We start from the raw sequence: 13797 nt of genomic DNA, 5'->3' as shown, positions 1-13797 counted from the left end.
GGGTGAGGGGAAAACGGAACCCCCCTCAGGTCAGGGTCTTCACCCCGTCCTTGCCGCCCAGAATCAGCACATCCGCCGGGCGCCGGGCAAAGATGCCCACGGTGACCACGCCGGCAATCTGGTTGATCTCCGTCTCCAGGGCCACCGGATCGGTCATGTCCAGGTTGAACACATCCAGGATCAGGTTGCCGTTGTCGGTGGTGAAGCCGTGACGCAGTTCCGGTTGCCCGCCCAGCTTGAGCATGGCCCGGCCCACGTGGCTGCGGGCCATGGGAATGACCTCCACCGGCAGGGGGAAGGTGCCCAGCACGTTCACCAGTTTGGAGTCGTCGGCGATGCAGACGAAGCGTTCGCTGGCGGCCGCCACGATCTTTTCCCGGGTGAGGGCGCCGCCGCCCCCCTTGATCAGGTGCAGGTGCCGGGTGGCCTCGTCGGCACCGTCCACGTACAGGGGAATGGGGCCGACGGCGTTCAGGTCCAGCACCGGGATGCCGTGACCGCGCAGGCGCTCGGCGCTGGCCTCGGAGGAGGCCACGGTGCCGTCGATGCGGCCCTTCATCTTCGCCAGCAGGTCGATGAAATGATTGGCGGTGGAGCCGGTGCCGATGCCGACGACCATGCCGTCTTCCACGTATTCCAGGGCCGCTTCGGCGGCGGCCTTCTTCATCTGATCTTGATTGCTCATGAGGATGCCTCCTTGGTTGTCGGGGGGGATTCTACATGAGACAGGCGGTGTCGCACGTCTGCCAGGGCCATGGCGCGAGAACCACTCCCCGGGGAGCGGTCCTTGAGGCTGTAAAACCCACTGCAAGGCATGCATCTTGCCGGGGATGGACTCGCCCCTGTATCTTCAGATGATGTCAGCCTATCCCTACCTGCAGAAGATACTCACCGCCCGGGTCTACGACGTGGCGCGGGAAACCCCACTGGACCTGATGCCCACGCTTTCCCGGCGCCTGGGCAACCGCATCCTGCTCAAGCGCGAGGACCTGCAACCGGTCTTCTCCTTCAAGTTGCGCGGCGCCCATAACAAGATCGTCCAGTTGTCCGAGGAAGCCCGCCGCAAGGGGGTCATCGCCGCCTCCGCCGGCAACCATGCCCAGGGGGTGGCCCTGTCGGCCAAGACCCTGGGCATCAAGGCGGTGATCGTCATGCCCGCCACCACCCCCTCCATCAAGGTGGACTCGGTCCGCGCTCTGGGGGCCAAGGCCATCCTCCACGGGGATTCCTACGACGATGCCTATGCCCATGCCCTGGAACTGATCGAGAAGCACGGCTACACCTTCGTCCATCCCTTCGATGATCCCGATGTGATCGCCGGCCAGGGCACCATCGCCATGGAACTGCTGCGTCAGCATCCCGACCCCCTGGAGGCGGTGTTCGTCAGCGTGGGCGGCGGCGGCCTGATCGCCGGCATGGCGGCCTATATCAAGGCCCTGCGCCCCGATATCCGGGTGATCGGGGTCGAACCCCACGACGCCCCCTGCATGCAGCAGGCCCTGGAAAAACAGCAGCGGGTGATACTGGACCAGGTGGGCATCTTCGCCGACGGGGTGGCCGTGCGTCAGGCGGGTGAGGAGAACTATCGCCTGGCCCGGGACCATGTGGACGAGATGCTGCTGGTGTCCACCGACGAGATCTGTGCCGCCATCAAGGACATCTTCGATGACACCCGGGTGATGGCCGAGCCGGCCGGTGCCCTGGCCATCGCGGGCATCAAGAAATACGTGGAACGGGAAGGGCTCAAGGACGCCTGTCTGGCCGGGGTGCTCAGCGGTGCCAACATCAACTTCGATCGTCTGCGTCACGTGACCGAACGGGCCGAACTGGGGGAGCAGCGGGAAGCCCTGTTCGCCGCCACCATTCCGGAGCGGCCGGGCAGTTTCCGGGCCTTTTGCAAGGCCATCGGCAAGCGCGGGATCACCGAGTTCAACTACCGCTACGCGGATACCGAGCAGGCCCATATTTTCGTCGGGGTCCAACTCAGCGGCGGCGAGACGGAACGCCGCACCCTGCTGCAGGATCTGCGCGACAAGGGCTACCCCATCGAGGATCTGAGCGACAACGAGGTGGCCAAGGTCCATCTGCGCCACATGGTGGGCGGGCACTCGGCCCGGGCAGGGGACGAGATCGTCTACCGCTTCGAGTTTCCCGAGCGCCCGGGGGCACTGATGAACTTCCTCGCCCACATGGGGCAGGACTGGAACATCAGTCTGTTCCATTACCGCAACCATGGCGCCGCCTACGGCCGGGTGCTGGTGGGCATGCAGGTGCCGGACCAGGACAAGGCCCGGCTTGAGGGGTTCCTCAAGGAGTTGGGGTATGTCCACTGGGAGGAGACCGATAACCCGGTCTACCGGCTGTTCCTGGGCTGATCCGCCGGCCGGGTCTTACCCGCGCTTGCCCAGGGCCTCCTCGTTGAAGGCCTCATCGATGGTGGTGATGATCTTCTCCACCATGCGAAAGCCCGCCACCGGGGCGTCGTCGGCCATGTATTTCAGGCGCAGGGGGCTGAGCACCTTCACGGCGGCGCTGCGTTCCACCTCCCCCTGTCCCGTGCCCGCCGCGTCCAGGGTGCCCAGGGCGGCGATGATCTCCCCGGCGATGGCGTGCCTGTGCGTCCCGCGCCGCGCCCGTTCCAGGGTGTCCTCGGGCATGCCGTCCAGCAGATCGAATCCCGCGTGGGCGTCCAGGTAGATGATGAGTTCGTTCAGGGTCATGGGCATCGGCCTCCTGAATGGGTCATGTCGATCTTCTGTTTCCCGGGGGAGAAATGAAGGGCCGGGGACGAGAGGGCAAGCAGGTTGTGAGAACAGCAGGATGTTAGTCCGCCATGGACAGAATGAATTCCCACTGCGCCTCGGTCACCGGCATGATGGAGAGCCGGTTGCCCCGCCTGACCAGGGGCATGTCGCTCAGCGCGGGGGCCGCCTTCAGGTCCGCCAGGGGAATGACGTCCCTGAACTTGCGTTCAAAGCCCACGTCCACCCGATACCAGCGGGGGTTGTCCGGGGTACTGCGCGGGTCATGGTAGGTGTGTTCCGGGTCCCAGGCGCTGTCGTCCGGATAGCCGGCCCGCACGATCCTCAGGATGCCGACGATGCCGGGGACCTTGCAGTTGGAATGGTAGAAAAAGGCCAGGTCGCCTTCTTGCATCTCGTCCCGCATCATGTTGCGGGCCTGGTAGTTGCGCACCCCTTCCCAGGGTTCCACCCGCACCCGTTCCAGGTCGTCGATACCGAAGACATCCGGTTCGGACTTCATCAGCCAGTAGGACATGGGCAATCCTTGGTGTTCAATTCGGGGTGGGGCCGGCAGGTGATCAGGCCCTGTTCGGTCACCACCGCGTGCAGGGGCACGTCCCAGGACGCATGGGGTAGCGCCGTCACTTCCTGAAAAGCATAGGCCATTCCCACCAAATGGGGGCGGCGCCAGTGACGGTGGCGGTTGAGATGGCGGAAGGTGGTGTCATAGAAGCCGCCACCCATGCCCAGCCGGTTTCCCCGGCGATCGAAGCCCACCAGGGGGGTGATGACCAGATCCAGGTGACGGGCCGGCAGGCAGCGGCGGCGGCGAACGGGGGGTTCGGGAATGCCGAAGCGATTGGGAATCAGGGGCGTATGGGGTTCCCAGGCCACGAACCAGAGCAGCCGGGGGTGAAGTGGTGCCAGCACCGGCAGGTAGAGGTCCTTGCCGGCGGCGCGGGCGGCCCGGACCAGCGGGCCGGGGTCGGCCTCGCCCCGGTCGGGCAGGTAGACGGCGATGCGCCGGGCGGCGCTGAACAGGGGGTGGTGGATCAGGTGCCTGGCCATGGCACGGGCATGCCGGGCCCGTTCGGCCGGGGAGAGCGCCAGACGCCGGGCGCGAAGCTGTCTGCGTAGGTCGGCGCGTGTCATGGAAATGAAGAGGGCACGCTCCGAGAGTGCCGTGGCGAGCTTTCGACCTTGAACCAGGGGTTCAAGTGGGGGCCGACGCGATCTCTACAGGCTTTCCGCTACGGGGCGGACATGCACAACAAGACATCGCAGAATGGCTCCCGGGGTAGTTGATTAGGCTCAAGGATATTACCCAGCCGCTCACGCACACCTCAGAGGTGCCCAAACCGTAAAACCTTTTTTTCGTGGCCCCGCCGCCGGGACCGTACATCATGAATCCGTCGATCGTTCGTGTTGCAGGACCGAATCCACCCGTTCCTGCAGGGCGCGCATGCGCTGATCCAGGCCGGCGTTCTGCCGCTTCAGGGCCAGCAGTTCATGGGCAATGTTCAGGGCCGCCATCACGGCGATCCGGTCTCCGCCCACGACCTTGCCGCCATCGCGGATTTCCTTCATCCGGCGATCCAGCAGGCTGGCCGAGGCAATCAGGGCATTGCGCTCATCTTCAGGGCAGGCCACCCGGTATTCCTTGCCCAGAATCTGAACCGTGACCGGTTCAGAGCGGGGTTCCGTCATACCGCCTGCTCCATGGACTTCAATCGGTTGATCATCGACTCCACCTTCATGCGTGCCTGCTCACCCCGTTCCGAGAGCTGGGCCCGTTCCGCCAGCAGCAGTTCGTTCTGGCGGCGCAGCCTGAGGTTCTCGTCCCGCAGCAGTTCGCAGACCCGCAGCAACGCCTCGACCCGGGACTCCAGGTCTTTCAGGGCGGAATCCGCCGAGGCATTGTGAGCGGTGTATGTCATGGGCTCAATACTAGGACTCCGCCTCGGGGCCGTCAACAAGGATCGGCGGCGGCATGGTGCTGGCGCCGTCGGGCTTGCTAGACTGCGTCCATGTATCGGATCCCGGCCCCGGAGGTCCGGCCACCACGACTGGAGAGCCTTGCCCCATGATGCCCGATTATCAAGCCTTACAGGATGCCCTGCGGGGGGCGGGCGCCACGGCCGATGCCGCCGAGGCCCACGGCACGCTCTGCGGCATGCTCAGTGCCAATCTGGGGTCCGGCGAGGTGCGCTGGCTGCAGGAGATCTTTCCCGAGGCCGGCGAGACGCCGCCGCCGGAAGGGGAGGCTCGGCGCCTGCTGGATGAAGTCTTTGCCGAAACCCGCACCCAACTGGCCGATGCCCTGCTCGGGTTCCAGATGCTGTTGCCGGACGAGGACGATGCCCTTTCCACCCGGGTGGACGCCCTGGGGCACTGGTGCCAGGGCTTCCTCTATGGCCTGGCGGTGGCCGGCGTCACCGACCCGGCCAAGCTGCCCGCCGATTCGGCGGAAATCCTCAAGGATCTTTCCGATATTGCCGGCGCCGGTTTCGAGGTGGACGACGACGAGGCCAGCGAGACCGCCTATGTGGAGATCCTGGAATACGTGCGGGTGGGCGTGCTGCTGGTGAGCGAGGAACTGCAGCCCCTCAAGGGCCCCTCCCGCCTGCAGTGACCCCCCTGTTGATGACCCGGAACCCAAAGCCATCGCCATGAAAGAATTCGCCCGTCGCCGTCGCCAGCTCATGCGTGCCATGGGGGAGGGCGGCATCGCCGTCATCCCCGCCGCACCGGTCCGGGTGCGCAATCATGACGTGGAATATCCCTACCGTCAGGACAGCGATTTTCTCTATCTCACCGGCTTTACCGAGCCGGAGGCGGTGGCGGTGCTGGTGCCCGGCCGACCCCAGGGGGAGTACATCCTGTTCTGCCGGGAACGGGACAAGGAAAAGGAGACCTGGCATGGCCGCCGGGCCGGACAGGAAGGGGCGGTGGAGCGCTTCGGTGCCGACGATTCCTTCCCCATCGGCGACATCGGCGAGATCCTGCCCGGGCTGCTGGAGAACCGTGAGCGGGTCTACACCACTTTGGGTCGCCATCCGGAGTTCGACCGCAAGTTGATCGACTGGGTCAACGGCATCCGTGAACGGGCCCGCACCGGCGTCCACCCCCCCCATGAGTTCGTGGCTCTGGAATACCTGCTCCATGACATGCGCCTGTTCAAGTCGGCCACCGAACTCAAGGCCATGAAGGAGGCCGCCCGGGTCACCAGTCGTGCCCATCAGCGCGCCATGGCCGCCTGCCGGCCGGGGCTGTGGGAGTATCAGCTGGAAGCGGAGCTGCTGTACGAGTTCCGCCGGGCGGGGACCGAACCCGCCTACGCCTCCATCGTGGGCGGCGGTGTCAACGGCTGCATCCTGCACTACACCGAAAACAACGAGCGGCTCAGGGACGGTGATCTGGTCCTGATCGACGCCGGCTGCGAGTACCAGGGTTATGCGGCGGACATCACCCGCACCTTTCCGGTGAACGGACGCTTCACCGAGCATCAGCGTCAGGTCTACGAGGTGGTGCTGGAGGCCCAGGCGGCGGCCATCGCCCAGGTGGTCCCCGGCAATCACTGGGATGATCCCCATGGGGCGGCGGTCAAGGTGCTTACCAAGGGGCTGGTGCACCTGGGATTGCTCAAGGGGCGGCCTTCCCGCCTGATCAAGGACGGCGCCTATCGTCGCTTCTACATGCACCGCACCGGCCACTGGCTGGGGCTGGACGTGCATGACGTGGGGGACTACAAGGTGGGCGAGGCCTGGCGTTTGCTGGAGCCGGGCATGGTGATGACCATCGAGCCGGGCCTGTACCTGCCGGCCACGGAGAAGGGCGTGCCCAAGCCATTCCGTAATATCGGCATCCGCATCGAGGATGACGTGGCGGTGACCCGGGCCGGGCATCAGGTCCTCACCGAAGATTGCCCCAAGGGCGTCGACGAGGTTCAGGCCCTGGTGGGTTCAGGCAACTGAAATAATCGGGTGCCGGGATCGGCACGCGGAGGACGCGGTGCAGAACAGCGATTTCGATATCCTGATCGCCGGCGGCGGCATGGTGGGCGCCACCCTGGGGCTGGGCCTGGCGGACAGCGGTTACCGGGTGGGCATCATCGAGGCGCAGCCTCCCGGCGCTCCGGTGCAACCCAGTTATGACGAGCGGGCCACGGCCCTGTCCTGGGGTTCCCGATGTATCCTGGAGCGTCTGGGCCTGTGGGCGGATCTGGCGCCCCATGCCGAACCGATCCGTCGCATCCACGTCTCCCAGCGGGGGTATTTCGGCAACGTGCGCCTGGACCACCGGGAAGAAGGCGTGGAGGCACTGGGTTACGTGATCGTCAACCGGGTGCTGGGGCAGGTCCTGCAGACGGCCCTGGCCGCGGCGCCCGTCACCCTGATGACGCCGGCGCGGGTGACCGGATACACCGGCCATGACGACCATCTGGGGGTACAGATCCGTCTGGATCAGGCCCTCGTGCCGATACGGACCCGCCTGCTGGTGGGCGCGGACGGCACCCGGTCCGTGGTTCGCAACCTGGCCGGCATCGACATCCACGAGAGTGACTATGGTCAGGTGGGCATCATCGCCAATCTCTCCACCGAGCTGGATCATCGGGGAACGGCCTTCGAGCGTTTCACCGACGAGGGGCCGGTGGCCCTGCTGCCCCTGGCGCCCGCCGAGGACGGCAGTCCCCGCTGCGCCCTGGTCTGGGTCCGTCCGGTCCATCGGCTCGATGAGACGCTGGCCTGGGATGACGGGCATTTTCTGCGGATCCTTCAGGACCGTTTCGGTCATCGCCTCGGACGCCTGCGCCGGGTGGGCGCGCGGGTTGCCTATCCCCTGACCCGGGTGCGTGCCGTCCGGGATACGGACACCCGGCTGGTGTTGGTGGGCAATGCTTCCCACACCATCCACCCCGTGGCCGGTCAGGGCTTCAATCTGGCACTGCGGGACGTGGATACCCTGGCGGATCTGCTGTGCCGGGCCGGACGGGAGGCCTCGGACCCCGGTGACGCGGGGTTGTTGCAGCGCTATGCCGTCCGACGCCGGCCGGACCTGGACCGGGTGACGGGCGTGACCGATGCCCTGGCCCGGCTCTTCACCACGCCGGGGTTCGGGCATGTCCGGGGAGCGGCCCTGGTGGCCCTGAACCTGTGCGGCCCGCTGCGGCACGGGGTGGCGCGGGCGGGGATGGGATTGTAGATGTCCGGAACCGATGAACAAGGAGCCTCCATGTCGGCAACCTCCTGTGACGTCCTCATCGCCGGCGGCGGCATGGTGGGAGCCGCCCTGGCCCTGAGCCTGGCCCGCGGCGGTCTTGCCGTGGCCCTGGTGGAACTGCGCCCACCGCCCCCCTTTGTCCCGGACAGCGGGCATGACCTGCGGGTATCCGCCATCAATCGCGCCTCCCAGCGCCTGTTCCGGGCGCTGGGAGTGTGGGAAGGGATGCGGGCCATGCGGATCAGCCCCTATCAGGCCATGGAGGTCTGGGATGCGGGCGGCAGTGGCTGCATCCGTTTCGAGGCCCGGGAGCTGGGGGAGCCGGATCTGGGACACATCATCGAGAACCGGGTGGTTCAGCGCGCACTCTGGGATGCCCTGGACGCGGCGCCGGGGGTGACCCGATTCTGCCCGGATGCCGTGACCCTCCTGGACATCGGTGCCCGTGAGGCCCGGGTGACGCTGGAGAGCGGGGCCCGGATCACGACATCGCTGGTGGTGGGCGCCGACGGCGCCCGCTCCCGCATCCGCGAGATGGCAGGGATCGATCTGGACAGTCGGCGCTACGGTCAGCAGGCCCTGGTGGCCACGGTGCGCACCGCCTTACCCCATCAGGAGACCGCCTGGCAGCGTTTCCTGCCCACCGGCCCGCTGGCCTTCCTGCCCCTGTCGGACGGCCGCTGCTCCGTCGTCTGGTCGGCCGATGATGAACGGGCCGAGCAGTTGCGGGATCTGGATGACGTCGCCTTCCGCGAGGCCTTGGCGGAAGGTTTGGACCATCGTCTGGGGGCGGTGGTGGAGAGCAGTCAGCGGGCGGCCTTTCCGCTGCGGGGCTCCCAGGCCCGTCACTATGTGCGTCCCCGGCTGGCACTGGTGGGGGATGCGGCCCACACCATTCATCCCCTGGCCGGACAGGGGGTGAATCTGGGGTTCCAGGATGCCCGGGCCCTGGCCGGGGTGCTGCTGCATGGAGCGGTGGGGGATCCGGGGGAATTCCGCGTGCTGCGTCGTTACGAGCGCGCCCGGCGGGGAGACAATGTCATCATGATGCGTGCCATGGAGTGCTTCCGCTACGGCTTCGGCAGCGCGCTGCCGCCGCTGGCCCTGGGGCGGAATCTGGGCCTGATGCTGGCGGATCGCGCCGGCCCGCTGAAAAGGACCTTGGCCAGACGGGCCCTGGGGCTGGATTCACCGGACCTGCCGTACTCGCCTGGTTAGGCTACCCTACGGTGGACCGATCGCGAGCATCCGTTTTGCTGTTTCAACCTTCAGGGGCGTGCTGCCATGAGAGAATTCTGGGATAACCGCTATTCGGGAACGGAGTATGTCTACGGCACCGCGCCCAATGCCTATTTGCTGGCCCATCACCCCCTCTACCAGCCGGGCCAGAGCGTGCTGGCCGTGGGGGATGGGGAAGGGCGCAACGGGGTCTGGCTGGCCGGTCGGGGGCTGTCGGTGACGGCGGTGGATTTTTCCCAGCAGGCCCTGGCCAAGGCCCAGGCCCTGGCCCAGCACCAGGGGGTGACCCTGGAGACGATCTGGGCCGATCTGGTGGGCTGGAAGTGGCCCAGGGCGCGGTACGACCACATCATTTCCATCTATCTGCACCTGCCCCCGACCCAGCGGCGCCAGGTGCATCAGGCCATGCTGGAGGCCCTCAAGCCCGGTGGCCTGTTGCTGATGGAGGCCTTTCACCCGGAGCAGATGGATTATCACAGCGGCGGTCCCCGAGACCCGGGCATGCTCTACAACGGGGTGATGCTGCGGGAGGATTTTGTCGGCGGCGAGTTCATGGAACTGGCGGAGTTGGCCGTCGAACTGGACGAGGGGCCGGGGCATCGGGGCCGCGCGGCGGTGACCCGCGCCCTGATCCGGCGACCGGATGTCTGACACAGGGGCCGAAAAGGCAGTTCCGGTTCCGGCACGCCTGGGGTATAGTTCACCCCTTGATAGGGATGCCCCCCGGCATCCTCGGCAGCGTGGGAGAGACCTCCCTCACCGGAGGCGCCGAAGGCGCAACTTCCGCCCGGAAACGCTCAGGCAAAAGGACCGCGCTGCCCGATATCGACTCTGGAGAGTGGTCCGACAGACCCACCGAAGGGGATAACCCGGCACGGGTTTAATCTCTCAGGTTTCAGGACAGAGGGGCGGCCGATACCCGAGACAGGGTGTCGGCCGCCCCTTTTTCATTTTGACCGGGAGTCGAAGATGACATTACGCCGCACCACATTGCACGCCACCCACGAGGCCGCTGGTGCCCGCATGGTGGATTTTGCCGGCTGGTCCATGCCCGTTCACTACGGTTCCCAGATCGACGAGCATCACGCCGTGCGCCGCCAGGCCGGCATGTTCGATGTCTCCCACATGACCGTGGTCGACGTGGACGGCCCCGGTGCCCGCGATTACCTGCGCCACCTGCTGGCCAATGACGTGGACAAGCTCAAGGCCGCCGGACGCGCCCTCTACAGCTGCATGCTCAATCCGGAAGGGGGCGTGCTGGACGATCTCATCACCTATCGTCGCGCCGACGGCTACCGGGTCGTGGTCAATGCCGCCACCCGGGACAAGGACCTGGCCTGGATGCGCGACGTGGCCGCCAGGCTCTCCGGCACCCTTGCCCCGGTGGAGATCCGCGAGCGGGACGATCTGGACATGATCGCCGTGCAGGGACCGGCGGCCCGAGATCTGTGCCTGCCCCTGCTGCCGGAGTCCCTGCGGGCGCCGGCCGAGGCCCTGACTCCCTTTACCGCCACGGAAGACGGGGACTGGTTCGTGGCCCGGACCGGCTACACCGGCGAGGACGGCTTTGAAGTCATCCTGCCCGCGACCGCCACCCTGAGCTTCTGGCAGGCCCTGGCCGTGGCCGGTGTGCGTCCCATCGGTCTGGGCGCCCGGGATACCCTGCGCCTGGAAGCCGGCATGAATCTCTACGGCACCGACATGGACGAGCAGATCAGTCCCCTGGAGTCCGGCCTGGGCTGGACCGTGGCCTGGACGCCCGCCGACCGGGATTTCATCGGCCGTCAGGCCCTGGAGCGGCAGCAGGCCGACGGCGCGCACCGGCGCCTGGTGGGGCTGGTGCTGGAAGGGCGGGGCGTCCTGCGTGGCCACATGAGCGTCAGCGCCGGCGAGGCCGGGCAGGGCGAGACCACCAGCGGCAGCTTTTCCCCCACCCTGGGCGTGTCCATCGCCCTGGCCCGGATCCCGGCGGATGCCGGCGAGCGGGTGACGGTGGACATCCGTGGCAAGCTGGTCCCGGCGAAGGTGGTCAAGCCGCCGTTCGTGCGCCACGGCAAGGCCCTGATCGATCTTTGATCCCGACGGTGTTCCGTCGAACCCGAACCCAATTTTTCCGAACCCCCGAACCCTTCATCAGGAGTCCCCATGAGCAACATCCCCGCAGAACTCAGATACGCCCCGTCCCACGAGTGGGTCCGCAAGGAAGCCGACGGCACCCTCACCATCGGCATCTCCGACCATGCCCAGGAACTGCTGGGTGATCTGGTGTTCGTGGAAACCCCGGAAGTGGGTGCCCACCTGGATGCCGGCGGTGCCTGTGCCGTGGTGGAGTCCGTCAAGGCCGCTTCCGACGTCTACGCCCCCGTTGCCGGTGAAGTGGTGGCCGTCAATGAACAACTCGCCGACAGCCCCGAACTGGTCAATGGCGACGCCTATGGTGATGGCTGGATTTTCCGCATCAAGCCTACCGATGCCGTTGCCGTGGAAGCCCTCATGGACGCCGACGCCTACGCCGCCCACCTGGAAGCGGAAGGCTGATCCAGGCCTTCCCTGATCCCCTTCACCCAGACAGCAGCGGAATCACCATGCCCTTCATTCCCCACACCGACACCGACGTGCGCGAGATGCTGGCGGCCATCGGTGCCGACAGCATCGAGACACTGTTCGACGAGATCCCCGCCGCCCTGCGGGTGGACGGACTCAACGCCATCCCGCCGGCCGTCGGCGAGATGGAGATCACCCGGCTCATGGAGGCGCGGGCCGCCCAGGATGTCATGGGTCTGAACTTCATCGGCGCCGGTGCCTACGAACATCACATCCCGGCGGCGGTCTGGCAGATCGTCACCCGGGGCGAGTTCTACAGTGCCTACACCCCTTACCAGGCCGAGGCCAGCCAGGGCACCCTGCAGGTCATCTACGAATATCAGTCCATGATGGCCGGCCTGACGGGGCTGCCCATTTCCAACGCCTCCCTGTATGACGGTGCCTCCGCCCTGTCCGAGGCGGTGCTCATGGCCGTGCGCGCCAACCGCCGCTCGAAGAGCCAGCGGGTGCTCATGCCCCTGACGGTGCACCCGGCCTACCGCAGCGTGACCCGTAGCATCGTGGCCAGTCAGGGCATCGAGATCGTGGATGTCCCGTTCGATCCGGTCACCGGTCGGGTCGACCCGGCCGCCCTGGAGGCCTTTGCCGGTGAGGACATCACCGCCCTGGTGATTCCCCAGCCCAACTTCTTCGGTGTGCTGGAAGAGGTGGATGCCCTCACCGACTGGGCCCATGCCAACGGCGCCCAGGCCATCGGCGTGGTCAATCCCGTCAGTCTGGCCCTGCTCACCCCGCCCGGGGCGTGGGGACGTCAGGGCGTGGACATGGCGGTGGGTGATGGTCAGCCCCTGGGGGCGCCCCTGTCCTCCGGCGGGCCTTACTTCGGCTTTTTGTGCTGCCGCAAGGAGCACGTGCGCCAGATGCCCGGTCGTATTGTCGGCCGCACCGTGGATGCGGACGGCCGCCCTGGTTTCGTGCTCACCCTCCAGGCCCGTGAACAGCATATCCGCCGTTCCAAGGCCACTTCCAACATCTGCACCAACCAGGGACTGGTGGTGACCGCCGCCACCATCCACATGGCCCTGCTGGGTCCGGAAGGGCTGGAGCGGGTGGCCGGGGCCTGCGTCGAGGGTTGTGGGTCGCTGGTGGCTCGACTCAGGGAGCGGGGCTTCGAAATCCCGTTCACCGACGAGCGCTTCCACGAGTTCGTGTTGCGGGTGGGCGTGGACGGCGAAGCCCTGCTGGAGCGCATGGCGGCGGCCGGCGTGCTCGGTGGTCATGCCCTGGGGCGTGACTATCCCGAACTGTCCGATGCCATCCTGGTCTGTGTCACCGAGACCAAGACCGCGGCGGACCTGGATCGCTATGTGGCGGTGCTGGAGCAGGCGCGGGCGGACCTGGCGGGCTGATTCGGCATCGGCCCGGAATTCACCGGATGTCGATGTCGGGCAGCTACACTCTGGATGTTCCAAAGCAGTCATTCCCGCGAAAGCGGGAATCCAGTCATGTGACCAACCAGCACGAGGAGTCAAAACGATGGCCCGAATTACCCTGCAAGGCAATCCCATCAATACCTGCGGTGATCTGCCGAAGGTAGGCAGTGTCGCCCCCGCGTTCACCCTGGTGGACAAGGAACTCAACGATGTCAACTTGAGCGACTTCGGCGGCAAGAAGAAGATCCTCTACATGGTCCCCAGCCTGGATACCGGGGTTTGTGCCCTGTCCACCAAGAAATTCAACGACTGGGTGGCCGATCGTGATGACGTGGTGGTGCTGGTGGTCTCCGCGGACCTGCCCTTTGCCCAGGGTCGTTTCTGCGGTGCCGAGGACGTGGACAAGGTGAAGACCCTGTCCATGATGCGGTCCCGCAACTTTGCCAAGGATTACGGCGTGTTGATCGTGGACGGTCCCCTGGCGGGCATCACCGCCCGGGCCCTGCTGGTGCTGGACACCCATGATCACGTGGTCCACGCCGAGCTGGTGCCCGAGATCGCCCAGGAACCGGATTACGACGCGGCTTACGCGAAACTGGGCTGATCCGTCCCGGGCC

At 66.5% G+C, this 13797-nt stretch carries 16 protein-coding genes, 1 other RNA gene and 1 riboswitch; of the genes, 10 read left to right on the top strand and 7 right to left on the bottom strand.

Annotated elements, in window-relative coordinates:
- Nucleotides 1-25 precede the first annotated feature (25 nt).
- Complete coding sequence (gene rpiA / locus ACLF6L_RS12225; protein ID WP_008931144.1) at nt 26-685, bottom strand: ribose-5-phosphate isomerase RpiA; 660 nt, start codon at nt 683-685, stop codon at nt 26-28.
- A 172-nt stretch (nt 686-857) separates the two neighbouring features.
- Between rpiA and ilvA the strand changes: the two genes are divergently transcribed.
- The gene (ilvA, locus tag ACLF6L_RS12220; protein ID WP_238616134.1) at nt 858-2375 is read left to right on the top strand and encodes a threonine ammonia-lyase, biosynthetic; all 1518 of its coding nucleotides are present in this window, start codon (nt 858-860) and stop codon (nt 2373-2375) included.
- 15 nt (nt 2376-2390) lie between these two features.
- On the opposite strand, the gene ACLF6L_RS12215 is transcribed toward ilvA, so the two are convergent.
- The 6 genes from ACLF6L_RS12215 to ACLF6L_RS12190 form a co-directional block, all read right to left on the bottom strand.
- Complete coding sequence (locus ACLF6L_RS12215) at nt 2391-2720, bottom strand: hypothetical protein (protein ID WP_008931142.1); 330 nt, start codon at nt 2718-2720, stop codon at nt 2391-2393.
- 103 nt (nt 2721-2823) lie between these two features.
- Nucleotides 2824-3279 carry an EVE domain-containing protein gene (locus ACLF6L_RS12210; protein WP_008931141.1) on the bottom strand — a complete coding sequence of 152 codons (456 nt, stop codon included), beginning with the start codon at nt 3277-3279 and terminating at the stop codon, nt 2824-2826.
- On the bottom strand, nt 3264-3896 hold the full coding sequence (locus ACLF6L_RS12205; RefSeq protein ID WP_008931140.1) for a 5-formyltetrahydrofolate cyclo-ligase: 633 nt from the start codon (nt 3894-3896) through the stop codon (nt 3264-3266). The genes ACLF6L_RS12210 and ACLF6L_RS12205 overlap by 16 nt, the downstream gene beginning before the upstream one ends.
- Before the next feature lie 14 nt (nt 3897-3910).
- A non-coding RNA gene (gene ssrS, locus ACLF6L_RS12200) (6S RNA) lies at nt 3911-4097 on the bottom strand.
- Between the two features lie 48 nt (nt 4098-4145).
- Complete coding sequence (locus ACLF6L_RS12195; protein WP_008931139.1) at nt 4146-4451, bottom strand: cell division protein ZapA; 306 nt, start codon at nt 4449-4451, stop codon at nt 4146-4148.
- The gene (locus ACLF6L_RS12190) at nt 4448-4681 is read right to left on the bottom strand and encodes a TIGR02449 family protein (RefSeq protein WP_008931138.1); all 234 of its coding nucleotides are present in this window, start codon (nt 4679-4681) and stop codon (nt 4448-4450) included. Before ACLF6L_RS12190 ends, ACLF6L_RS12195 begins: the two co-directional genes overlap by 4 nt.
- A 146-nt stretch (nt 4682-4827) precedes the next feature.
- Between ACLF6L_RS12190 and ACLF6L_RS12185 the strand changes: the two genes are divergently transcribed.
- The 9 genes from ACLF6L_RS12185 to tpx all read left to right on the top strand — a co-directional run bounded on the left by ACLF6L_RS12185 (nt 4828) and on the right by tpx (nt 13784).
- On the top strand, nt 4828-5376 hold the full coding sequence (locus tag ACLF6L_RS12185; RefSeq protein ID WP_008931137.1) for a UPF0149 family protein: 549 nt from the start codon (nt 4828-4830) through the stop codon (nt 5374-5376).
- Between the two features lie 37 nt (nt 5377-5413).
- On the top strand, nt 5414-6718 hold the full coding sequence (gene pepP / locus ACLF6L_RS12180) for a Xaa-Pro aminopeptidase (protein WP_238615758.1): 1305 nt from the start codon (nt 5414-5416) through the stop codon (nt 6716-6718).
- Nucleotides 6719-6755: 37 nt separating this feature from the next.
- Nucleotides 6756-7946, top strand: a complete 1191-nt coding sequence (gene ubiH / locus ACLF6L_RS12175) for a 2-octaprenyl-6-methoxyphenyl hydroxylase (protein WP_412851768.1) — start codon at nt 6756-6758, stop codon at nt 7944-7946.
- A gap of 30 nt (nt 7947-7976) precedes the next feature.
- Complete coding sequence (locus ACLF6L_RS12170; protein WP_238615760.1) at nt 7977-9182, top strand: UbiH/UbiF/VisC/COQ6 family ubiquinone biosynthesis hydroxylase; 1206 nt, start codon at nt 7977-7979, stop codon at nt 9180-9182.
- A gap of 66 nt (nt 9183-9248) precedes the next feature.
- Nucleotides 9249-9854 carry a class I SAM-dependent methyltransferase gene (locus ACLF6L_RS12165; protein ID WP_008931133.1) on the top strand — a complete coding sequence of 202 codons (606 nt, stop codon included), beginning with the start codon at nt 9249-9251 and terminating at the stop codon, nt 9852-9854.
- An 80-nt stretch (nt 9855-9934) separates the two neighbouring features.
- Nucleotides 9935-10026: riboswitch (glycine riboswitch) on the top strand.
- A gap of 146 nt (nt 10027-10172) precedes the next feature.
- A complete protein-coding gene (gene gcvT, locus ACLF6L_RS12160) occupies nt 10173-11279 on the top strand; it encodes a glycine cleavage system aminomethyltransferase GcvT (RefSeq protein ID WP_412851767.1) in 1107 nt (368 codons plus the stop codon).
- A gap of 69 nt (nt 11280-11348) precedes the next feature.
- The gene (gcvH, locus tag ACLF6L_RS12155; protein ID WP_238615762.1) at nt 11349-11741 is read left to right on the top strand and encodes a glycine cleavage system protein GcvH; all 393 of its coding nucleotides are present in this window, start codon (nt 11349-11351) and stop codon (nt 11739-11741) included.
- Nucleotides 11742-11788: 47 nt separating this feature from the next.
- The gene (gcvPA, locus tag ACLF6L_RS12150) at nt 11789-13156 is read left to right on the top strand and encodes an aminomethyl-transferring glycine dehydrogenase subunit GcvPA (RefSeq protein ID WP_412851766.1); all 1368 of its coding nucleotides are present in this window, start codon (nt 11789-11791) and stop codon (nt 13154-13156) included.
- 127 nt (nt 13157-13283) lie between these two features.
- On the top strand, nt 13284-13784 hold the full coding sequence (gene tpx, locus ACLF6L_RS12145) for a thiol peroxidase (protein ID WP_412851765.1): 501 nt from the start codon (nt 13284-13286) through the stop codon (nt 13782-13784).
- The last annotated feature ends 13 nt before the right edge of the window (nt 13785-13797 follow it).

The sequence above is a fragment of the Ectothiorhodospira shaposhnikovii genome, assembly GCF_047222355.1.
Classification (GTDB): Bacteria; Pseudomonadota; Gammaproteobacteria; order Ectothiorhodospirales; family Ectothiorhodospiraceae; genus Ectothiorhodospira.
This window is presented reverse-complemented; position numbering and strand designations above follow the sequence as displayed.